Annotated in this window: 16 protein-coding genes and 3 pseudogenes; 10 read left to right on the forward strand and 9 right to left on the reverse strand. The window is 63.4% G+C overall.

Features of this window, described 5'->3' with window-relative positions; genetic code table 11:
• Window positions 1-5 precede the first annotated feature (5 nt).
• Both ACFQT0_RS30055 and ACFQT0_RS30060 read left to right on the forward strand, forming a co-directional pair.
• Entirely contained in the window at window positions 6-1199 is a 1194-nt protein-coding gene (locus ACFQT0_RS30055; RefSeq protein WP_380207114.1) for a hypothetical protein, read from the forward strand.
• Entirely contained in the window at window positions 1115-2278 is a 1164-nt protein-coding gene (locus ACFQT0_RS30060) for a hypothetical protein (RefSeq protein WP_380207116.1), read from the forward strand. The genes ACFQT0_RS30055 and ACFQT0_RS30060 overlap by 85 nt, the downstream gene beginning before the upstream one ends.
• A gap of 18 nt (window positions 2279-2296) precedes the next feature.
• Here ACFQT0_RS30060 and ACFQT0_RS30065 read toward each other — a convergent pair whose 3' ends face one another.
• Window positions 2297-2491, reverse strand: coding sequence for a hypothetical protein (locus ACFQT0_RS30065; protein WP_380207118.1), 195 nt, complete (start codon window positions 2489-2491; stop codon window positions 2297-2299).
• On the opposite strand from ACFQT0_RS30065, the gene ACFQT0_RS30070 reads away from it, so the two are divergent.
• Together ACFQT0_RS30070 and ACFQT0_RS30075 are read left to right on the forward strand one after the other, a co-directional pair.
• Window positions 2491-2694, forward strand: a complete 204-nt coding sequence (locus ACFQT0_RS30070; RefSeq protein ID WP_380207120.1) for a T9SS type A sorting domain-containing protein — start codon at window positions 2491-2493, stop codon at window positions 2692-2694. The two genes, ACFQT0_RS30065 and ACFQT0_RS30070, sit on opposite strands and share 1 nt — an antisense overlap.
• Before the next feature lie 540 nt (window positions 2695-3234).
• The gene (locus ACFQT0_RS30075) at window positions 3235-3651 is read left to right on the forward strand and encodes an STAS/SEC14 domain-containing protein (protein ID WP_380207122.1); all 417 of its coding nucleotides are present in this window, start codon (window positions 3235-3237) and stop codon (window positions 3649-3651) included.
• Between the two features lie 263 nt (window positions 3652-3914).
• On the opposite strand, the pseudogene ACFQT0_RS30080 reads toward ACFQT0_RS30075, so the two are convergent.
• A pseudogene (locus tag ACFQT0_RS30080) lies at window positions 3915-4767 on the reverse strand (SulP family inorganic anion transporter); the annotation flags it as partial.
• 645 nt (window positions 4768-5412) lie between these two features.
• On the opposite strand from ACFQT0_RS30080, the gene ACFQT0_RS30085 reads away from it, so the two are divergent.
• From ACFQT0_RS30085 to ACFQT0_RS30095, 3 genes are all read left to right on the forward strand, one after another.
• A complete protein-coding gene (locus tag ACFQT0_RS30085) occupies window positions 5413-5688 on the forward strand; it encodes a hypothetical protein (protein ID WP_380207124.1) in 276 nt (91 codons plus the stop codon).
• Window positions 5689-6160: 472 nt separating this feature from the next.
• Entirely contained in the window at window positions 6161-7720 is a 1560-nt protein-coding gene (locus ACFQT0_RS30090; RefSeq protein ID WP_380207126.1) for a molybdopterin-dependent oxidoreductase, read from the forward strand.
• A 547-nt stretch (window positions 7721-8267) separates the two neighbouring features.
• Window positions 8268-8525 carry a hypothetical protein gene (locus ACFQT0_RS30095; protein ID WP_380207128.1) on the forward strand — a complete coding sequence of 86 codons (258 nt, stop codon included), beginning with the start codon at window positions 8268-8270 and terminating at the stop codon, window positions 8523-8525.
• Window positions 8526-8736: 211 nt separating this feature from the next.
• On the opposite strand, the gene ACFQT0_RS30100 is transcribed toward ACFQT0_RS30095, so the two are convergent.
• The 4 genes from ACFQT0_RS30100 to ACFQT0_RS30115 form a co-directional block, all read right to left on the reverse strand.
• A complete protein-coding gene (locus ACFQT0_RS30100; protein ID WP_380207130.1) occupies window positions 8737-10683 on the reverse strand; it encodes a PAS domain-containing sensor histidine kinase in 1947 nt (648 codons plus the stop codon).
• Window positions 10684-10834: 151 nt separating this feature from the next.
• Window positions 10835-11038, reverse strand: a complete 204-nt coding sequence (locus tag ACFQT0_RS30105; RefSeq protein WP_380207132.1) for a hypothetical protein — start codon at window positions 11036-11038, stop codon at window positions 10835-10837.
• Window positions 11016-11396 carry a hypothetical protein gene (locus ACFQT0_RS30110; RefSeq protein ID WP_380207134.1) on the reverse strand — a complete coding sequence of 127 codons (381 nt, stop codon included), beginning with the start codon at window positions 11394-11396 and terminating at the stop codon, window positions 11016-11018. Before ACFQT0_RS30110 ends, ACFQT0_RS30105 begins: the two co-directional genes overlap by 23 nt.
• Window positions 11396-12124, reverse strand: coding sequence for a ParA family protein (locus tag ACFQT0_RS30115; RefSeq protein WP_380207136.1), 729 nt, complete (start codon window positions 12122-12124; stop codon window positions 11396-11398). Before ACFQT0_RS30115 ends, ACFQT0_RS30110 begins: the two co-directional genes overlap by 1 nt.
• 1470 nt (window positions 12125-13594) lie before the next feature.
• On the opposite strand from ACFQT0_RS30115, the pseudogene ACFQT0_RS30120 reads away from it, so the two are divergent.
• The 3 genes and pseudogenes from ACFQT0_RS30120 to ACFQT0_RS30130 all read left to right on the forward strand — a co-directional run.
• Window positions 13595-13819, forward strand: a pseudogene (locus ACFQT0_RS30120) (DUF5712 family protein); the annotation flags it as partial.
• Window positions 13820-13878: 59 nt separating this feature from the next.
• Window positions 13879-14106 carry a DUF5712 family protein gene (locus ACFQT0_RS30125; RefSeq protein ID WP_380207138.1) on the forward strand — a complete coding sequence of 76 codons (228 nt, stop codon included), beginning with the start codon at window positions 13879-13881 and terminating at the stop codon, window positions 14104-14106.
• Window positions 14107-14575: 469 nt separating this feature from the next.
• Window positions 14576-14953: a hypothetical protein gene (locus ACFQT0_RS30130; RefSeq protein WP_380207140.1), complete on the forward strand. Its 378-nt coding sequence runs from the start codon at window positions 14576-14578 to the stop codon at window positions 14951-14953.
• 467 nt (window positions 14954-15420) lie between these two features.
• Here the strand turns inward: ACFQT0_RS30130 and ACFQT0_RS30135 are convergent, their stop codons facing one another.
• From ACFQT0_RS30135 to ACFQT0_RS31825, 3 genes and pseudogenes are all read right to left on the reverse strand, one after another.
• Window positions 15421-16155 (reverse strand): efflux RND transporter periplasmic adaptor subunit, encoded by a 735-nt coding sequence (locus ACFQT0_RS30135; protein ID WP_380207142.1) that lies wholly within the window; start codon window positions 16153-16155, stop codon window positions 15421-15423.
• Window positions 16100-16606: an efflux RND transporter periplasmic adaptor subunit gene (locus ACFQT0_RS30140; protein WP_380207144.1), complete on the reverse strand. Its 507-nt coding sequence runs from the start codon at window positions 16604-16606 to the stop codon at window positions 16100-16102. The genes ACFQT0_RS30135 and ACFQT0_RS30140 overlap by 56 nt, the downstream gene beginning before the upstream one ends.
• Before the next feature lie 36 nt (window positions 16607-16642).
• A pseudogene (locus tag ACFQT0_RS31825) lies at window positions 16643-21072 on the reverse strand (CusA/CzcA family heavy metal efflux RND transporter).
• Between the last annotated feature and the right edge of the window lie 16 nt (window positions 21073-21088).

A 21088-nucleotide genomic window follows, 5' to 3' on the forward strand; every position in this document is an offset into this window, starting at 1 on the left:
TATTTATGCGCTATCACCATGAAAAACCTATTTATCTGCCTCCTGTTCCTGGCCGGCGGCATGCTGGTGCTGCCGCCCCGTGGGCTGGCCCAACCCGGCCGGCTCGGGCCGCTTTCCCCGCCCAGCGCCGGGAGCGGCCTGCGGCCGCGTCCCGGGGCCTGCTGCCGGGAACGCCGGAATGGCATGCTCTGCGGACAGCCGCGGGACGGCCCGCGCCGGCAAACCACCGGGCAGCCCAGCGGGCGAGTGGGCCCCTGGCCGCCCCGGCCGGGGCCGTTCAACCACTCACTGCCTCGGATGAATCGCTCACCGAGCAGTGGGTGGCCCGCTACAGCAGCGCGTCCAACTATTTTGAAAGCGCGACGGCCCTGGCCGTGGACGCAGCCGGCAACGTGTACGTCACGGGCTATATCTATTACCCCCACGTCAACAGCGCGGACTATGTCACCATCAAGTACTCGCCCACCGGCCAGGAATTGTGGAGGACCAGCTACAGCGAATCCGGCGCTTTCGGCTCCGAAGCGTATGCCCTGGCCCTGGCCGTGGACGCGACCGGCAACGTGTACGTAACGGGCACTGCGGATACCGGCGACCGGGCCAACGCCCACTATGCCACCATTAAGTACTCGCCTACCGGCCAGCAGTTGTGGGTTGCAAGCTACAACGGGCCCGGCAGTGGCAGCGATTACGCCGCGGCGCTCGCCGTGGACCCGGCGGGCAACGTGTACGTCACCGGCGCTTCTGCTGGCAGCAGCAACAACACGGACTACGCAACCCTCAAATACTCGCCCAGTGGCCAGGAACTGTGGGTGGCCCGCTACAACGGGCCCGCGAATGGGTACGATTATGCCACCGCCCTGGCCCTGGACGCGGCGGGCAACGTACACGTGACCGGCGCGTCCGTGGGAAGCAACGGCACCTCCGATTACGCCACGGTCAAGTACGCCCCCACCGGCGAGCAACTGTGGTCCGCCCGCTACGAAGACTCGGAATTCGGCTCCGCTTTTGACGTTGCCACGGCCCTGGCCGTGGACGCGGGCGGCAACGTGTACGTCGCGGGCTATTCTTCCGGTGGTTACGCCCTGGTGAAGTACAAGCCTACCGGCGAGGGCATTTGGTCGGGCAACTACACCGGACCAACCAACCAAGGGGCTGGCCCAACGCCCTGGCCCTGGACGCGGCGGGCAACGTGTACGTGACGGGCACGGCGGCCTCGGGCGCTCCTTGGGATTATGACGTCATTTCCGCGGACTATGAAACCTTCAAGTACTCGGCTAACGGCGAGCGGCTGTGGCAGGCGCGCTACAACGGTCCCGCAAACCTCTTTGATGTTGCCCAGGCCCTGGCCGTGGACGCCAGCGGCAACGTGTACGTGACGGGCGTGTCCGACAGCGGCAACGGCACCACCGACTACGCCACGGTCCAGTACTCGCCCACCGGCCAGCAACTGTGGGTGGTCCGTTACGACGGGCCCGCCAACCAGGCGGACCGGGCCATGGCCCTGGCGGTGGACGCGGCCGGCAACGTGTACGTAACGGGCGCGTCCGTGGGCAGCAGCGGTACCTCCGACTTTGCGACCATCAAATATGGCAAGTCGGTTTCCGAACCCCCGCCGGCCTGTGACCGCACGGTGAACCAGCCCGTGGCCGCCGCCGACCGCCTGAGCGGGGCGCGGGCCCGCGGACGTTTACGGCGGCCCGGCTGCTGGCCAACGACCGGGACCCCTGGGCCGGCCGCTGCAGGTGGCCAGCGTGGGGGAGCCCAGCGCGGGCTCGCTGGTGCGCAACCCCGACGGCAGCTTCACCTACACCCCTGGGCCGGGTATGTGGGCCCGGCCACCTTCACCTACCTGGTGCAGGAAGCGGGGCCCGTGCTGGCCTCGGCGGTCACCGGCCACTATTACGAGTTTGTGAGTGCCCCAGGCATCTGCTGGGCCGAGGCCCAGGCTGCGGCCGCGGCCCGGCGCTACCAGGGCATGGCCGGCTACTTGGCAACCATCACGTTGGAAAGTGAAAAAACTTTCTGCTGGGCCGGGCGCCGGGCCAATACTGGTTCGGGGCGGCCGATGATGAAGTCGAAGGCGAGTGGCGCTGGAAAGCCGGTCCGGAGGCAGGCCAGGTGTTCTGGCGCGGCACCGCCAGCGGCGTTAGCCCAGGCTACAGCAACTGGCAACCGGGCCAGCCCGACGACTACACAAACGAGTGGCGCCGCCAGGGGAGGACTTCGGCGCGCTCTACGGCAGCTCGGGGTGGTGGAACGACCAGGGGAATTGTGGTGAGGGCAACTCCATCGATGGCTACGTGGTCGAGTACGGCGGGCTCGAAGCCTGCGTGCCGATGCTGTACGCCACCGGCACGGTCACCCTCACGGTTGGCCCCGCCTCCCAGCAGGCCCGCCTGAATACCTTAGCCGCTTCGTCGGCCGGCACCGAGCCGACCTTGCTTCGGGCCGTGCCCAACCCCAGCACCGGCTTCTTTCGGGTGCAGGTCATTGCCGGCCACGAGGGCCCGGCCCAGCCTGGACCTGTTCGACGTGCAGGGCCGGCGGGTACGCTCGCTCTTCGCCGGCAGTCTGCAGGCCGGCGAGCCGCGCGAATTGCCCGTGGATACGAACGGGTTGAGCCCCGGCCTGTACTCCGTGCGGCTGCAAAGCAAGCACCATGTACAGCACCTGCGCGTGCTGATTCAACCATAGACAGCCAAGCAGGAAAGTGTCGTTGGCGAGCAATTGCTTGCCTAACTGACCGCCACGCCCAGCTATGTAGCGCTCTAAGGTGAGCTCGCCCTATATTCGGTCTATTCCTCATTCACGTTACTGCGACCTCCAGCTTCCGGCGTTGGTGATTATATTATTATTTTTTGGGACGTATTAAGGAAACGCGAGTTGCAAAAAGGAGCAGCTACCCGCGGTGCCACCAGCTGAATGGCAGCCTCGTTTTGATCCTAAGGCTACACGTGTACCAAGAGCTTGTTTGGGAATCTGATTTTCGTGTTATTCTCATCTGGCGTCTACAAGCGGACGCCAGATGAGCATGACGGAAACGCCATTTTCATAAATAGCCCAAACGCGCCCTATGGTAAGTGAAAGTTAAGCACCGTCGAATGGGACATTCCTGTTATGCAGCGGCTGCCCAGGGTTTGCAACCCCTAGGCATCGAAAGATTTTCTACCTTCACGTAACGGGTGCTAGCAACTCGAAAGCAGGCGCTTAGCTACTTGCCCTTATCTTCAACCCATGCGCACAGAGCTTACCAACGGTTTCGGGAAAGTGTACCTCACCATTGAGTACCAGGCCGCCGGCCCGTGGGTGTACAATAACTGGATTGGGTACCAGACCTTCGTGGGCATCGCGGCAGGCGCCAATGCTTGCCTGCGCCCTCTTCGCGAACACGCCTGCGCCTACCTGCTTAACGACAACCGCCAGGTCATCGGCCCCTGGGACCACGCCGTGGAGTGGATTGTCACCGATTGGGCACCCCGGGCCGCCGCCCAGGGCCTGACGCACTTCGCCAACGTCGTCAGCCCGGAATCCCTGGCGGCCCTCTCGGCCGAGGCCATGCAGGTTGGGTTGAGCGAGAAACTGCAAATGCGCATGTTCAGCAACATCGAAGAGGCCCAGGCCTGGCTCCGCAAAGCCCACTTGGGGGCATAGTTGAGGAATTTATTGATGCTCCCCGGGAAAAAGGGGCGCGAATTAGCAGACCTATTCGAGCCATTGGATGGCCTGACGCGGGCCGTGACCGTTGAGCTGCGATACCGCTTTATATGTCCAGCGCAAGCCCACGGCCTCCTTTTAGCTGATTTCCGGTAGCATATCACCAAGTCGTAGCGGTCCAGGGACTTAAGCGGGTGTGGGGCACGGCGCGCCGCGGTGGGGCCCTGCGGCAGCCGTTCCGTCACCACGCTGGTCCTCGGTTAGTAAGTTGTGTTGGCTCCGGCTACAGTATAGAAGGGGTCTTCGAGGATGTTTACATCGATGATGGAATCGGCCTTGCCGAGCAGCCGGCGGCAGTCGGGGCTGAGGTGGCGCAGGTGCACGGTTTTGCCTGCCCGGAGGTAGCGCTCGGTGAGCTTGTTGAGCGCCTCAATCGCCGACATATCGGCCACGCGGCTTTCCCGGAAGTCGATGATGACTTCGGCGGGGTCGCCGGCTACATCGAACTTCTCGCCGAAGGCCTGCACCGAGCCGAAGTACAGCGGCCCGTAGATTTCGTAATGGCGCACGCCCGCCGCGTCCACGTACTTTTGGCCCGGATGCGCTTGGCATTTTCCCAGGCAAAGGCCAGGGCCGAGACGATGACACCCAACAGCACGGCCAGCGCCAGGTTCTGCGAGATGGCCGTCACAAGCAGCATAACCCCCACGTCATTGCGTGGCATGCGGCGCAGGATGCGCAGGCTGGCCTACTCAAAGGTGCCGATGACCACCATGAACATCACGCCCACGAGCGCGGCCAGCAGCAGCCGCTCAATCACCGGGGCACCCACCACCACGAACAAAGCCAGCGCCACGGCCGGACCAAGCCCGAGAGCCGCCCGCGCCCCCGCGATTCCAGGTTGACCATGGTCTGGCCAATCATGGCGCAGCCGCCCATTCCGCCGCACAGGCCGGAGGTGACGTTGGCCAGGCCCTGGGCCACACAGTCCTCGTTGCCCCGGCCGCGGGTGTCGGTCATCTCGTCCACCACCGTGAGCGTGAGCAGGCTTTCGGTGAGCCCCACCAGGGCCATAATGAAAGCGTAGGGCAGCACGAGCACCAAGGTGGCCCACGGGGCTCCTCGGTGAGCTGGCGGAAGGCGTAGAAGGCGTTGATGAACAGGTTGAGCAACATCCGCCCCAGGTCGGGCCTAACCATTGTTACGGCTGGCATATCCACCCCATAATCGCTGTTGAGTTTGGCTTTGCAGCGTTTACTCTTGGCGCGCAAGCACTTGTAGCCCGACACGTCGACATACCTTGCTCAATTCACCCAGGCGTGGCCAGTCAGCTCGGCCAAGGTGGAAAGCGTGGCAACTCGTCTGCTGCGGGCCAGGAAACCGGGCCTTATAGGTCGGACTACCAAAGGCCCAGGTACAGGGCACCGAGCGCCACCAGGCTCGTCATGAAAGCCGTGACGATGAGGGTGTCGCGGGAAGGAGTCGAAAAGGAGGCCATGGGATGGAGTGCAAACAAATGCGGGAATGAGGAGCGGCTGGCCCGTAGTAAATCCCGCAAACCAGCTAAAAAATGCGGGTGGCAGTGGGACAAAGGTGAGCTTAGCCAATCTGTTTTTTGATGACATGTATCAAGCCCGGGCATGAGTCGCATCATGCATTGCAGCTCAACCGCCGCGGACCTTTGACGAAGCAAGTGCTCTGTATTTCTGCTGCTTATTCTCCCGAGAAACCCGTACAGCCCGGCCGCTCCCCCTCCCTATGAACCAAGACCTCCAACGGAGCCTGGACGACAACGCCAAGCAATGGCTGGCCCTCTCGCACACCATCTCGGCCGCGGAGCAGCAGGCCTTTGACATCGCCCACGACGGGCTACTGGCAACCCACGGCAGCGTATTTATGGGCCGGGTGTACCGCGCCACTTTCGGGCAGGTGCTCCAGAACATGACCGATACCGAGCGCCGCAAGCTCACCGAGGCTTTCCGCCGGACCCTGGCCCTGGCCATTGCCGAGCAGCTCCCGCCCGCCCTCGGTTGAGGCGCCGGGGGCTAAGGCTGCGGCCGGCTCCTTTCTCTCCTGCCCCGCCACTCACAGCGCGAACCACGAACGAGTCCTGGCTGCCACCGATAGTATCGACGCCTTGCAGCAGCTTTGCCAGCCCCGCAAGCAGCCCGACCGCAGGCGGGGGCGAGCCGCAGCGCATGCCCCCGCCACCCGAACGAAAAGCTAGCCGAACGGCCTACTCCCCTGCCGCCCGAATCCCTGCGGCTCCTTCTGGGGGCCAGCGAGCTACTGGCTCAACCGCCCGGTCAAGAGCGTAAAGCTATTCACGGGTTCAGGCTGCAGGGAATATGCACAACAGGCTACCGGTCCGCGTGGGGTGGCTCCTGCGCTGGCTGGAGCGCCCCGCCTAGTCGCAACATGGCGGGCCGAGCGCGCAAACTTCCCACCCCATACTTTTACCGATTACACTTTTGCTCTGATTCTTTCACCACCTCCGCTTCGCTTTATGATTCCTCATTTTTCCGAAGCAGAGCGGGCGGTACACTATCCCGATGACCGGCGGGCCTTTGTGGCGGTGAAGCCCTACGTGCTGCTCGTTGCCGGCGGGCTGGCCCTAACGCTGGTGGGCGCCGCCTGGGGGCAGTACCTGCTCGGGGGCCTGCCCGATGTCTCTGGGCTGACTGCGGCCTCTGCCCCGGCGGGCCCGGCCGGCTTTCCCTGGTGGGTGAACCTGAGCCACTGGGCGAACTTCTTCTTCCTGACTCTGCTCATCCGCAGCGGGCTGTCCATTCTCTTCGACCATCCGCGCCTGTACTGGAACAATGGCTGCACGCCCACCACTGAATGGGCCCGGTTCACGCCCGTCGTCGTGCCCATGGACCGCGTGTGGACCGCCAAGGAAGACAACCGCTACCTCAGCCCCGTGCTGGGCCTGCCCGGCTACCGGCACACCATCGGCATTGCCCGGGTCTGGCACCTGCTCACCGTGCCGCTCTTTTTACTGAACGGGGCCGGGTTTGTGCTGCTGCTCCTGTTCACCGGCCACTGGCACCGCCTGGTGCCCGGCTCCTGGCAGGTGCTGCCCGAGGCCTGGAAGGTGTTCGTGTACTACGCCACGCTGCACCTGCCGCCGGAGCCCAACGGGTTTTACCACTACAACGCCCTGCAGCAGCTCTCGTATTTCGCCGTCGTGTTTCTGCTCGCGCCCCTGGCCATGCTCACGGGCCTGGCCATGTCGCCGGCCATCGAAAACCGCTTCCACTGGTACCCCAAGCTGTTTGGCAACCGCCAAAGCGCCCGCTCCCTGCACTTTCTGGTGCTGGTGGCCTACGTGGTGTTCCTTGTAATTCACGTGGGCATGGTGGCCGCCACCGGGCTCGTGCGCAACATGAACCATATTGTGCTCGGCACCGACGATGCCAGCAGCCGCACCGGGCTCTACCTCGGCCTTGTGATTGTCCTGGTCACCATCGCCTTTGGCGGGTTGGCGCACTGGCTGTCTTGGCGCAAGCAGCGCGGCCTGCAAGCCCTGCAGGCCGCAGTGAACGGCACCCTCTGGCGGGCAACGCTCAACCACTTCACCCCGAGCGCCTCCTACCAGAAAAAGGACATCTCGCCCTACTTCTGGGCCAACGGCAAAATCCCGGTTTCGGCGGAGTGGCAGGCCCTGGCGGCCAACAACTTCGCGGACTACAAACTGAAAATCGGCGGGCTGGTAGAAACGCCCGTTGAGCTGTCGTTGGCCGAGTTGCAGGCCCTGGCCAAGGAGCAGCACATCACCATGCACCACTGCATCCAGGGCTGGTCGGGCGTAGCCGAGTGGGGCGGAGTGCCCCTGCAGCAGCTCGTCGACCTGGTCAAGCCCCACGCCAATGCCCGTACCGTCGTGTTTTATTCCTTTGGCGAAGGGCCCTACGGCGGGCAGTACTACGACACGCACACGCTGGAAAACTGCCAGCGCCCGCAGTCCATTCTGGCCTGGGAGATGAACTATGCTCCCCTGCCCGTCACCTATGGCGCGCCGCTGCGGCTGCGGGTGGAAAACCAGTGGGCTACAAGATGGTGAAATGGGTGCGCTCCATTGAGTTTGTGGAAACGCACAAGACCGTAGGCAAGGGCTACGGCGGCAAAAACGAAGACGACGAGTATTTCGACCTGCTGGCCAACACCTGAGACAACTTTACCGCGTGGCAACCTTGGGCCGCGGCCCGAACAACGCTGATGCCCCCGTGGCATTTACCGCCTTTCCCGGTTGTAGGGTAGTTAGCGGCAAATGCGTATGTTCGGGCGGTGGAGTAGGAGCCGTTCCGGCGCAGCGCGCCAGGCGGCTGCCCGGCGCCCGGTTGATTGCCACAACAAACCGGCCCTGCCCCTGCCCCTTGCACCCTCCCGTCAGCTAATTCGTCCCAGCTCCACAGTTTTCCGATGCAACTCTTGTTGTCTTACCCTTTTTAGCGCTTTACCTGCACGAGGGCGCCGGCCGGGCGCTTGAAGCCCAGTGGATGGGCACTCCCAGCAGCGCGAGGCTGCGCCGGACCACGCTGGAATGCGTCCAGCTCGCCCGGTCGCACGGTGCCAGCGGCTGGATAGCCGATGACCGGCAACTGGGCCCGTTGCGACCGGAGGACCTGTCCTGGATTTCTACCTACGTGTTTCCGTTATTGGTTCAGGGCGGCGTCCGGCGCTTTGCCCGCCTCGAGGCCGAGGACCCGCAAATCCAGCGGGTGGTCGGGCTGGTCCAGGAAATCGTCGAACAGCAGCTGCCCTTCGAGCCTGCGCTCGTTCACCGACCCGGAGCAGGCGCGGGTATGGGCCTGCGGGGATTTGAGCTAGGGCGGCTCAAGCAGGACCCCGGCCCGAGCCTGGCCTAAAGTTCCGATTATCAGCAGGCGCGTGTGGACAACAAGCCGGTGATGCCGCCAGCCGGGCCTGGAGTGCCCGTCAATCACCAGCCCCGCCGCTCAGATAAATAGCTCAATTCCGTGCCAAAGACACCTCCCCTACCCCACCCCTTGCGCGGGCGCTAGGACCTCACGCGGTACATCGGCCAGCGGTACGGCTCCGGTGGTGGCAGGTCCCGGCTTATCCGCGTCCCAGTCGGACGCGGAAGGTAGCGCCTTCGCCGGGCTGGCTTTCCACCGCTATGCCGCCGCCCTGGGCCTGCACGATGCGGTTGACGAGGTAGAGGCCCACACCCGTGCCCTCGGTGTGGTCGTGGAAACGGCGGAAGAGATGAAACAGCTCGCCGCGGTGGCGCTGCACGTCGAAGCCCAGGCCGTTGTCCTCGACCACCAGCACGGGCTGCCCGTCTTCCACCCAGACCGCAACGTGAATTCGCGCGGGCCGCGCCGGGTCGGCGTATTTGAGGGAGTTGCCCACCAGGTTGAGCAGAATGGTGCGCAGGTTGGCCCGGGCATAAGCCAGCGTGGGCCGGGCGGCGAAGTCCACCGTGAGGCGGGCCCGGGCGGCCCGCATCTGCGGCTCGAGGGTATTGACTACCTCCTCCGTCAGGTCGGCGAGCGACACTTCCTCCCGCGGGGCATCTTCGCTGACCTGCTGGGCCTGCCCGAGCGTGGCCAGGTCTTCGATGGTAAGGGCCAGGTGCTGGAGCGCGTCCTGAATCAGAGGCACGAGCAGCTGCTCATCAGCCGGGTTGCCGAAGGATGTGCTGTGACGCAGCTCCTCGAACAGGCCCGTCAGGTTGTTGACGGGCTGTTTGAGGTCATGGGAGGCGGCGTACACGAAATTGTCCAGGTCCTGGTTGGTGCGGGTCAGCTGCTCGTTGGTTTGCTTGAGCTCGGTGATGTCGATGGCCGAGCCCACGTAGCCGTAGAGGTCGCCGTTGGGATAAAAGCTGGGCGCGCCCTGGGCCAGCAGCCAGCGGTACTGCCCGTCGTGCCGGCGCATGCGGTGTTCAAGCCCGTACATGGTGCGCGTGCGGATGGCCTCTTCCAGCGTTTGCCGGGCCAGGTCCAGCTCTTCCGGCGGCAGGTAGGCCGCCCAACCCGTGGCCACGTACTGCTCCAGGCTCACGCCAACAAAGTCCAGAAAGGCTTGGTTGGCGTAGCGTATCGAGGAATCCGGGTTCACGGCCCACACCTGGTTGGGGGCGGCGTCGGCCATGATGCGGAAGCGGGACTCGCTTTCCTGCAGTGCAGCGGTGCGCTCCCGCACCCTGCTTTCGAGCTCCTGGTTGAGCTGGAGGAGCTGCTGCCGGGCCTCGACCTGCTCCGTAACGTCGTAGGCAAAGTTGAGCACGCTATCAACGAGTCCCTCCGAATTGCGCAGCGCCTGAAAAAACACGTTGAAATAACGGCATTGGGGCTGCCCCGTGCCGGCAAAGTCCATCCAGGTTTCCAGCTCGGTGCCGTAGAAAGGCGTGCCCGTCTGGTACACCCGGCGCAGCTGCTCGATGTGGCCCTGCTCGACCATCTCCGGCATTGCTTCCCGAATGGGCAGTCCCAGCATTGTCCGGGCCGGAAAGAGCTGCTGGTAGCCGGGGCTGACAAGGGTAAAAGCCAGCTCCGGACCAGACAGGGTGGCCATGCTGGCGGGCAGCTCCATGAGGATGTCCTGCAGGCGCTGGCGCTGGGCTTCGGTTTCGGCGCGGGCGGCCTGCTCGCGCGCCTGGGCCTCCCGCAAGGCCACTTCCACGGGCGAGCGGGGCTGGTCGGCTGTGTCGGTGAAGCTCACCAGCAGCCCCGGGCCCGAGCGGCGCGCAGCCAGGCGGTAGTAGTTGTCGTAGCCGTCGTGCTGGTAGTTGATGTTGTACTCCCGCGGCTCGCCACTCACAAAGGCGTCGACGTGGAAGCCGAAGGTGCCCTGCTCCCGGCTGTGGGGCCACTGCTGGTTGTGCGTCACGCTGGGTACCTCCGGCATGCTCATCATGCGCTGAGCCGCCGGGTTGAGGTAGACGAAGGTGAAATCAACCACCTCGCCGGAGCCGTCCGGGTCGTAGATGGGGGTGTAGTAGATGATTCCCGTCATCGACACGGCCAGCAGGTCGGCCAGCACGGCGTCGGCAGGCAAAGCCCGGAGGGGAAGAGGGACCGGCGTAACTGGCATACAGCGGGAGTTGGGCGGCCGTACAGGAAGACGCCGTAATGAAAGACAAAGCTGGGGGCATGGATGAGCCAAGGCAAGGAAATTCCTCCCCTGGCCCCTCCCCTACCCTACTCTTCTACCGGGCCTGGGCCGGCGGGCCGTGCTGCAGGTAGTAGTTGACCGCTTCGTCGACCAGCTCTTTGAGGTACACGCGGCGGCTGTTCCGCATGAGCTCCTCGTGGATATAAGCCAGGGCGGCCCGCTGCGTATCCCCCTCCAGGCGAATCAGCGAGGGCTGCAGGCCTGAAACAGCTGCTTCAGTTTGCGCCGGCGACTCCACTTTCGGCGGCCTGCCCCTCCCGCGTTTCGCGGCCAGCACCACCGGGGGCTACGGCCCGGGCAGGCGCCGCCAGCGGCGCGACTGCAGCTGGCTCGGCAGCCGGAGTTGCGGCCAGGGGCGCGGTTACTGCCGGAGTTATTGCGGCCGGTTCCGGCGTAGGTGCGGGCGCCACTGCCGGAGCAGCGGACTCAGCAGCGACCGCGGCGGGTGCTGGGGCCGCCGGCTTGGTGGCGACAGGCGCGGAAGCCACGGGCTCCGTGGCGACTGGCGCAGGGGCCGCGGGCATGTGCCCGGGCTGCCCGCGCAGCATGGACATCTTCTCGTCCGTGGAGATTTTCAGGCGTTGAATCTTGGCCATTATGCTACGAGTTCAGAGGTGAGTTGGGCGCGGGCAATAAGCTCGTCGCAAAGGGCGCGCACTTCCGCTTCCACGGTGGCATCGGCCCCCACGGCGCGGCGGAAGGCCGGGTTGAGGTAGCTGTAGCGGGTAGAAAGGCGCTTGTAGCAGCCGAGCTGGCGCAGCGAGGCCTGCAAGCGCGGTAGGCCCAGAGCATCGGTGAACTCGTCCATGTCCTTTTCCTCTTTCAGGTTGGTGCGGTGCGAGTGCACGCCGAAGAACTGGAAGTCCAGGGCCTGCTCCCGCGAGAGCCGGGCAATCTCCTGCAGCAACTGCATAAAGGAGATGGTGGCCAAGCGCTCGGCGTCGGAGGCGCCGAGGGGCACGAGCACCACGTTGGCGCCGCTGAGCACGTCAATCATGGCCGTGTCATCGGAGCGGCCCGGCACATCGATGAACGCCACGTCATAGTCGTCGCTGATTTCGTCAAGGCGGTCGTACACCTGGCCCATGCCCACGGATTCGAGCGAGTAGGGAAAGGCCGGCTCGGCTAGCGTGCCGGCCTCCCGCTCCTGCTCCACGCTGGGCTGGTCGTTGGTCAGTCGCACGCCGGCGAGGGTTTGCTGGGAGTCGGCGTCCACCACGAGCACGCGGTAGCCATAGTCGGCGGCCAGGGCCCCGGCCAGCACGGTGATGAGGGTACTCTTACCAATGCCGCCCTTCTGGTTGGCAACACAAATGATTTTCATAAAGCAGGGGAACTAAAGCGACAGGCCGTGGGGAAAGCGGCGCTGTAAAGTAAATAGCTAGTTTCCTAAATTACCAAGCTACTTGTAAACTTATTTTATTATTTCCTGATAAATTAATTTATGTATAAACAAATAAAACAGGAATATGCCATACTTGATATAGGGTAAATAAATAAATTTGCAAACAAATTGACGTGTAAATAAAAATAATAGGAAACAAGATTACATGTAAAAACAGTAACTGGCAATTAAGTCAACAAGTAAATAAAAATACTTGTAAACAAAATAACAAGTCAATAATAAAACGAGCAAACAATGAAATTAGTAAGTAAGATATTCAGGAAATAGAAAAATTAATTTACAAGAAAATAAAATATTTAGGAAATAAAAATACAAGTAAACAATATTACAAATAACCAATTAATTCCTTATGATGGACTTCTAAATTATATAAAAGCAGGTATATCAATTTCTAGAAAATAAATCAACTAGTTTACAAAGCAAGCAGTAATTAAAGCACTTTGTAAATAAGAAAGGCGCTTAACTGGTTTACCTGCGAAATTTCATCTCAAGTACCTATTAAACTTATTTGCTGAGATATTAAGAAACGAAGCCCCGGCAAGGGCGTAAAGCTGCCAGGGAAAGGCAAACAGACTTCTAAGTTTCTTGATTTATTAAGAAATAAATATACTTAGTGCATTTCGCTCCTGCGCAACACTTAACAGACCGCCAATCGCCACCCTCCATCGGTATGGAAGTAGCAAGAAAATCACATTTTGTCTGCCATAAAGCCTTGGTAAATTGACGGTTGGTAATCGTCAGAGTTGCTTAAGCTTAAGCCCAGCTGTTAGTGGCCTGAAAATCAGATTTTAACGATTCAAAACTGCAAATTGCGGCACCTAGAGTCCCATTCCTCGCCACCGCCCCGCAGCAGCCCCGCGGTCAAGCACCTAAGGGCAGTGGTCCGGCTTACTGGATGGTAGGAGCAGAGGCAGCCTAGCTAGGCCTTACACGGATGGAGTATGCCGATGCGGCCATTCGCGACTTCGCCGAGCGCAGCCTGAGCCTGGTCGAACCATAGACCCGGGAGGGGTAGGTAAGCATGGTGAAATAAAAAGCTGGGCGACCCCAGACAGACTTTTCTACAGTAGCAGGAGCGAGGCCTACTGCTGGAAATGCTGCACGCTCAGCTGCACTAGCTGGCGAAGGAGGTGCAGAAGCTGCAGTTGGAGGAGAACTCGCTGGCACTAGCAGGAGGGGAGGCTCTGCACAAAATACGGCGTTTAAATCGGGAGCGTATCACCAAAGTGACTGAATCCGGACCTGTCGCACTACAAATAAAGGCGCCTTATTAAACACAATAAAAGCAATATAAGGGCGATGCATGCGATGCCGATTAACCCCAAAATCCACAAAAACAAGGGCTGTGATAACCAAATAAATGCAGCGTAAGCCCAGAATTATTTCACATACGAAGGCCGAAAAAGCAGGCGAGAAGCCCAATTATTTGACGTCCAGCGTGACATCCTCTACAAGGAAACGGTGCTGGCGTCCCTAGACTACAACGTGAAAGGGCTGCGAAATAACGAGACCCGATTCTACTCTTTGGTGCTTACCCCGAGCCCTGCAGAGCTAGCAGATATCGGTGCTTACGGGGACAACGAGCAGAAGCTGCGGGCTTCACCCGGAAGGTGATGCCTACGCCGCAGGGTTCCGCCTGAAAGACGGTGGAACCGTGGCAGGGATGAGCCGGTGTGGGGGCATCATTCTACACGCGCCCTTACCGCGGCACGGATGCGGCTGTGAGAGCCGGGGCCGCCGGGACTGGGCAGGCACGCCCGGCCCGCGGGTCTACCTACGTGCACGTGGTCGTCTCGGCCCGGGACCGGAAACAGCGCATCACGCTCAACCCCGGCGGGCGCGTGAGCCGCATCAGTTTGAGCAACTGGCAGGAACAGGCCCGGCAGGTATTTGAGTGGTAGCTTTTGTATAAGAAACTGTCTCTGAGGCGAAAGGCTGCCCCCGTTATGACCGAGCCCCATCCCCAGCACAATGAGCGGATAGCTGAGCGCGTAGGGCAGCTCAACCAGCAGGCTGCCCCTAGTCATTTACCAACTCTTGGGGCTGCTGGTCCGGGCTACAATCGTGGTAGGAGGGGGGCGATGCGCTTGCTATTGAAGGTTCCGCCCACGCGCCTTGGGGAGCGGCGCTGGCAGCCCAAGCAGCTTCAGCCTGCGGCGGTTTTAACTCGGGGCCGGCGCTCTGTGATTGCTGGGCTGGGTGCTGCTGGCTCTGGCCTCGTTTTCGGCTGGCGTAATGGCCAGGATGGGCCACTGGCTGCGGTGTTACCCATGGCCGGCGGCATGGTAGCGGGGGTAGCGCTGGCCCAACACCGTTCGGTTTGAGCTGCGCAACCAGCGCCTGCAGCAGGCATAAGAGCACAACCTGAGTTTGGTCACTACGGACGGTGGCTCGATTAACATAACCAACCCGTTCCGCGGCACGCTGGTGATTTGCGGGGAGGTAGCCGGCAAGCCTTGCTCCATAGGGGAGCTACTGATTAAGCAGGTCAAGTCCAAAGGGTTTGCTGGGCTCAACTACGACTTTAAGCTTAGGGTACTGGCTGAGGGTACTCAGAAAGCCTTTGTGCTCGCGGATGCCCAGTCTGCGGCGGCAGGGGAGGGGCACCGGCCGGAAGTCCCACTACGCGTCATCAACTTTAATGACCTGAAATGCAGTGAGTACGTGAACCCGCTGCGTGCTGCAAAAGCCGTAGAGAAAACGGCCTGCCTGGGTGGGGCAATCTACAAACAGTCGGCGATGCCGTGAGCCGGGCGGCAAAGCTGCCTGCTTTAGCCGAAGATGCGGCCCCGTTAGGCGCCGCCGGGCACGGGTTACTGGAAACTCACCGTCAAGTAGCGGCTGCAGCCTGACTGCTCGTTAAGCGGTCGGCTCCTAAAGCTTGGAGCCGCCGCAAACAGACTCTATCCAGGTGCATCATAGCCTCTGGCGGAGCCGCGCCCCTCGCTACCTTGCCGCATATTAGGGACGATGAGCTACGGTTCCTGCAGGAGCAACTTGAGGCAAGCGAGCTGCTGCCCTGTGTTACCTGTGGACATGAAAGGTTACACGCCCGCGTGGAGGTGCTGGTACGCTATGCGCACGCCACCGAGTTTTTGATGGGGTGCACGCCTGTGGCCTGCGGCGCCACTGGTTGCAGCAGGAAGCGTCGTAGTAATCACTGGAGCAAAACCCTGGTTATAAAAATGGGAATAGCAAGCCACCCTGGCTAAGTGTTAATCCTCGCTGGGGTTCTTGAGCTTGCTCAGGAGGGAGTACGCTCCTTCGGTTGCGTACCGGGCCGTGCTGTCGGCGCCCGCCGCCCCCGGGATAAACACTTCGCTGTAGCCGTCGGCCTGCTCACCGCGGCGAACCTCAATCATTTTAAACACCTGCCGACCGCCCGCCGTGGGCTCCTGCCGGAACACGTACTGCTGGCCTTCGTAGTCGACCACGGCCGGGTCGGGCAGGGCCAGGACGCGGCGATTCGTGGTTTCCACCACGGCCCGCACGAACATGCCAGGCAGCAGCGCCGGGTCATTTTCACGGTCGAGATGGCCGTGCACGCGCACGGTGCGTTGCGCCTCCTCCACGGCCCGTCCGATGAGGTAGACCGTGGCCGTGCGCTCGGCACTGCTGTCGTTCGGCAGGGTGAAACGGATGCGCTGGCCCTTCCGGAGCAGGGGCACGTCCTTTTCAAACACGGTCAGCTCCACGTGCAGGTGAGCGGGGTCCACCAGCTCAAACAGGGCGTCGGTGGGCGTCACGCTCTGGCCCACCGTAACGTGAACCGACTTGACAAATGCATCCTTGGGGGCGCGCAGCGTGGCCGTACTCACCAACGGGCGGCGGCCCACCGGCAGGCCGGCCAGCCGCAGCCGGGCCAGCTGCCCGGCCGCCTGCGCCTGCAGGGCGCTATACTCGGCCTGCGCCCGCTGCAGGTTTTTGGCCGGCGCTACTTCCTCTCGCACCAGGCTCGCGCTGACGCTCGAGCTCGGCCCGGGCAAAGGTGAGCTGGCTTTGGGTTTCCAGGTAGCTCTGCTGGAGTTGGATAAACTCGGGGTTGCGGATGGTGGCCAGCGCCTGCCCTTTGCGGACGCGCATGCCCTGCAGCAGGGCGGTGCGCTCGACGATGCCGCCGAGCGGGGCGCTGATGGACACCAGCTGGTCGGGCGACACGTCGAGCACGCCATTAACCTTGAGGCCGCCGCCGAGCACGCGCCGGGTGAGCGCGCCAGTGCGCACCCGGGCCAGTTGCTGCTCGTCGGCGCTCAGCGTTACCTGGTCGGCCGGCGCGGCGGGGCGTTCGGAGTCCGAGCCGGGCGCGTCGGCCGCTTCGGGAGCGGTGGTCTCTTTACTGCTGCAGCCGGCGCCGCCGAGCAGCAGGGCTAGCACGGCCAGCTTATAAAACGTGGTTTTCATGGCAAATCAGTTTCTAAAAGCGAAGTTGGGGCCGGTCTATTCGTCGTCACTCAGCAGGTAGTCCAGCTCAATTACGGTCTGGTTGTGCTGCAGCAGGGCGTCGAGGTAGTCGGTGCGCAGGCGCAGGGCCCGGTCCAGGTTGAGCAGGTATTCGGTGTAGCCGTTTTCGCCGGCCTGGAAGGCCTTGGTTGCCACACGGGTGATGACGACGGCCTGCGGCAAGCCCGTCTGCTGGTAAAACTGCAGGCGCTGCCGCAGCTCGGCGCGCAGGGCCAGCAGCTCGTCCACGCGGCCGGCCAGCTCGGCCTGGTAGCGGCTCAGCCCGGTCTGAGCGACCTTCTCCTGAAGGCGGGCGGCCTGTACCCGCGCCTTTTGCGGGCCCGGCACCAACGGCACGGCCACGGTGGCTTGCACGCCCTGGAACCGGTCGCCGGCACCGTAGGTGCGGGTGGTGCCGTCCACCACCTGGGGGCCGATGATGGACTGGTTGAAGTAGCCCACGCTCAGTCCTGGCTTGCCCTGGGCCTGGGTGAGGCGGGTTTCGGCCCGGGCCACGGCTACCTGCTGGCGCAGCACCTGAGCCAGCAGGCTGCGGGCCAAGAAGGTGGTGTCGCCTGGGGCCACACTCGCTTTCTGGGTCAGCGCCGTGAGCGTGCTGTCGGCGACCGCAACGGGCTGGGGGCGCTGGAGCAGGGCCTGCAGCTGGCGCACGGCCACCTGGTACTCGGTGCGGGCCTGGGCCAGGCGGGTGCGGGTTTCGCCCTGCTGCACCAGCGCGGTGGCCACTTCCAGGCGGGCGGTTTCGCCAGCGCGGAAGCGCAGCCGCGCGGCGCGGACAAACGCCGTGTACAGGCTGTCTTGAGCCCGGAGGGTGCGCAGGCGGTGGCGGGCGTGCACGGCAGCCTCGTACTGCCGGCGCACCTGCCGGCGCACCTCGGCGCGGGCCAACCCCGCCTGCTGCTCCTTGGTGGCCACCTGCGCCCGGGCCAGGGCCGAGAGCGTGCGGTAGTAGCCCGGCCAGGCCAGGGGTTGGGTAATGGTAAACAGGTTGTCCTGATGGATGGAGTTGTACTGCCCGTAGCTGGCCTGCACCGTGGTGCGGCCGATGTCGCGGGCGATGCGCACGGCCGCCTGCTGGGCTTCGAGCCTGCTGCTGGGCGCCGAGCACCGTGCCGCTCTGGGCCAATGCGGCCTCCACCACCTGCGTGGTGTTGAGCGCACTCCCGGCGGGTGGGCCGGGCTGCTGGGCACGGGCCTGGCCGGGCAGCAGCGCCAGGCCCAGTGCCAACAGCAGTACGGTTGTCGTCCCCAGCACGGGCGCTGAGGCTGCGGCCTTGCGCCGGGCTCGCTGTGCCGTCCAGGTTTCTTCCAGGTAGTAGAGCACGGGCAATACCAGCAAGGTGAGCAAAGTGGCCGTGACCAGCCCGCCTATGACCACGGTGGCGAGGGCTTCTGCACCTCGCCGCCGGCTGAGCCCGACAAAGCCATGGGCAGAAAGCCCAGCGAGGCCACGGCGGCCGTCATCAGCACCGGGCGCAAACGCACGTGGGTGCCTTCCAGGATGCGGGCGCGCAGGTCAGTCATGCCTTCCTCCTTGAGCCTGGTTGAAGTATCCGATGAGCACGATGCCGTTGAGCACGGCCACCCCGAACAGGGCAATGAAGCCCACGCCCGCCGAAATGCTGAACGGCATGCCCCGCAGCCACAGCGCCAGCACGCCCCCGATGGCCGAGAGCGGGATGGCCGTGAAAATCATCACTGACTGGCTGATAGAGTTGAAGGTGGCGTACAGGAGCAAAAAGATGAGCAGCAGCGCCACCGGCACGGCCACCAGCAGGCGGTCCCGAGCCGACTGCAGGTTCTCAAACTGCCCGCCGTAGGTAGCGTAATAGCCCGGGGCGAACTTCACCCGCTGCTCGATGCGCTGCTGCACCTGCTTGACGAGGCTCTCCACGTCGCGGCCGCGCACGTTGAAGCCGACGATGATGCGGCGCCGGGCGTCGTCGCGCTGAATCTGGCTGGGGCCGGAAATTACCTCGACCCGGGCCACCTGCTCCAGGGGAATCTGGCGGCCGTCGGGCGTGGCGATGAACAGCTGGCGCAGGTTGCGGATGTCCTGGCGGTAGCTCTGCTGCAGGCGCACCACGAGGTCGAAGCGGCGCTCCTGCTCGAACACCTGGCCGGCGACCTGGCCGGCGAAGGCCGTTTGGATGGTGCGGTTCACGTCCTGGACCGAGAGGCCGTACTGAGCCAGCTTGTCACGGTTGAGCCTGGGCCACAATCTGGGCCTGGCCGGTGGCGCGCTCCACGTAGAGGTCGGTGGCGCCGGGCAGGCCTTTGAGCACCGCTCCCACCTGCTGGGCGTAGTAGTCAAGCTGTTGCAGGTCTTCGCCAAAAATCTTAATCACCACGTCCTGCTTGGCGCCGGAAATGAGCTCGTTGAAGCGCATTTGAATGGGCTGCTGGAAGCCGAAGGTGACGCCGGGAATGCGGCTGAGTTGGGCCGACATCTTGTCCACCAGCTCTTCGCGGCTGCCGGCCGAGGTCCAGTCCTGCTTGTCTTTGAGCACGATGATGAGGTCGCAGGCCTCGGGGGGCATGGGGTCGGTGGGAATCTCGGAGGAGCCCACCTTGGCCACCACCTCCTTGACTTCGGGGAAGTTTTTGAGCAGGATGCCCGCCGCCTGCTGCGCTTTCTCGGCCGTGTAGGTTATCGAAGAGCCGGGCAGCACGCGCGTTTCCACGGCGAAGTCGCCTTCTTCCAGCGTGGGAATAAACTCGCCGCCCAGGGTGGCGAACAGCAGGCCGGCCCCCACCAGCAAAGCCAGGGCCGCGCCCAGAATCAGCGTTTTGGCGCCCAGCGCCCAGGCCACCACGCCCTGGTAGCGCCCGGCCAGCCGGCCGAGCACCCGGTCCGAGAAGCCGTGGCGGTCGGTGCGCCGGCTCAGGGCCAGCGCCGACATCATGGGCACGTAGGTGAGCGAGAGAAGAAAAGCGCCCAGGATGGCGAAGGCCACGGTCTGGGCCATGGGCCGGAACATCTTGCCCTCGATGCCGCCCAACGCCAGCAGCGGCAGGTACACAATCAGGATAATAATCTCGCCAAACGCGGCCGAGGAGCGGATTTTGCTCGCCGCATGGTACACTTCGTCGTCCATCTCGGGGCGGGTGAGCTCAGCGCTGCTGGCCGGGCGCCCGAGCGTGGCCACCCGGTGCACGATGGCCTCGACAATGATGACCGCGCCGTCGACAATCAGCCCGAAGTCGATGGCGCCGAGCGAGAGCAGGTTACCCGACACGCCAAAGAGGCGCATCATGCCAATAGCAAAGAACATGGCCAGCGGAATGACCGAGGCCACCACCAGCCCGGCGCGCCAGTTGCCCAGGAAGAGCACGAGCACGAAAATCACAATCAGGGCGCCCTCGGCCAGGTTTTTGGTGACGGTGCCGATGGCCTGGTCCACGAGCTTGGTGCGGTCGAGGAAGGGCTCGATGACCACGCCCTCGGGCAGGGTTTTCTGGATGGTGGCCATGCGCGCCTTCACGGCCTTGATGACGGCCGAGGAGTTGGCGCCCTTGAGCATGAGCACCAGCGCGCCCACCACTTCGCCTTCCTGGTTGCGGGTCATCATGCCGTAGCGCACAGAGTGGCCGAAACGCACCTGGGCCACGTCGCGCACCAGCACGGGCACGCCGCCGGCGGGGGCGCGCACCACCATGCGGCCCACGTCTTCGAGCGAGCCGGCCAGCCCTTCCGAGCGGATGAAGTAGGCGGAGGGGTTTTTGTCGATGTAGGCCCCGCCGGTGTTCTCGTTGTTCTGCTCCAGGGCGCGGTAGACGTCGGCCACGGTGACGCCCATTGAGCGCAGCCGCTCCGGGTCCAGGGCCACCTCATACTCTTTCACAAAGCCCCCAAACGACGAGACGTCGGCCACGCCGGGCGTGCCCAGCAGCTGCCGGCGCACCAGCCAGTCCTGCAGGGTGCGCAGCTCCGTGGGCGAGTACTGCTTTTCATAGCCTTTTTTTGCGTGCAGCACATACTGGTAAATTTCGCCCAGGCCGGTGGTCACGGGGGCCAGCTCGGGCGTGCCGGCGCCGGGCGGAATCTGGCGCTCGGCGTCCTTGAGCCGTTCGGTGACCTGAGTGCGGGCCCAGTACACGTCCACGTCGTCGGGAAACACGATGGTGACCACCGAGAGGCCGAAGCGGGAAAAGGAGCGGACTTCCTCCACGCCCGGGATGGTGGCAATGGCCTGCTCGATGGGGAAAGTGACAAGCCGCTCCACGTCGGGCGCCCCCAGCGAGGGCGTCTGGGTGAGGACCTGCACCTGGTTGTTGGTGATGTCGGGCACCGCGTCGATGGGCAGGTGCACCACCGAGTAGCCGCCCCAGGCCACCAGCGCCAGCGTGAGCAAGCCAACGAGCAGCTTGTGGGTAATCGAGAAGTGAATGATGCGGTCGAGCATGGCTGCTGAACGAAAA

This window comes from Hymenobacter humi (assembly GCF_042665855.1).
Taxonomy (GTDB): domain Bacteria; phylum Bacteroidota; class Bacteroidia; order Cytophagales; family Hymenobacteraceae; genus Hymenobacter; species Hymenobacter humi.

Bases quoted from the DNA above. Each gene is read 5' to 3' on its own strand.
- ACFQT0_RS30055 (WP_380207114.1), top strand. From the start codon at position 6: ATGCGCTATCACCATGAAAAACCTATTTATCTGCCTCCTGTTCCTGGC.
- ACFQT0_RS30065 (WP_380207118.1), bottom strand. From the start codon at position 2,491: ATGACCTGCACCCGAAAGAAGCCGGTGCTGGGGTTGGGCACGGCCCGA.
- ACFQT0_RS30075 (WP_380207122.1), top strand. From the start codon at position 3,235: ATGCGCACAGAGCTTACCAACGGTTTCGGGAAAGTGTACCTCACCATT.
- ACFQT0_RS30085 (WP_380207124.1), top strand. From the start codon at position 5,413: ATGAACCAAGACCTCCAACGGAGCCTGGACGACAACGCCAAGCAATGG.
- ACFQT0_RS30090 (WP_380207126.1), top strand. From the start codon at position 6,161: ATGATTCCTCATTTTTCCGAAGCAGAGCGGGCGGTACACTATCCCGAT.
- ACFQT0_RS30110 (WP_380207134.1), bottom strand. From the start codon at position 11,396: ATGGCCAAGATTCAACGCCTGAAAATCTCCACGGACGAGAAGATGTCC.
- ACFQT0_RS30115 (WP_380207136.1), bottom strand. From the start codon at position 12,124: ATGAAAATCATTTGTGTTGCCAACCAGAAGGGCGGCATTGGTAAGAGT.
- ACFQT0_RS30140 (WP_380207144.1), bottom strand. From the start codon at position 16,606: ATGAAAACCACGTTTTATAAGCTGGCCGTGCTAGCCCTGCTGCTCGGC.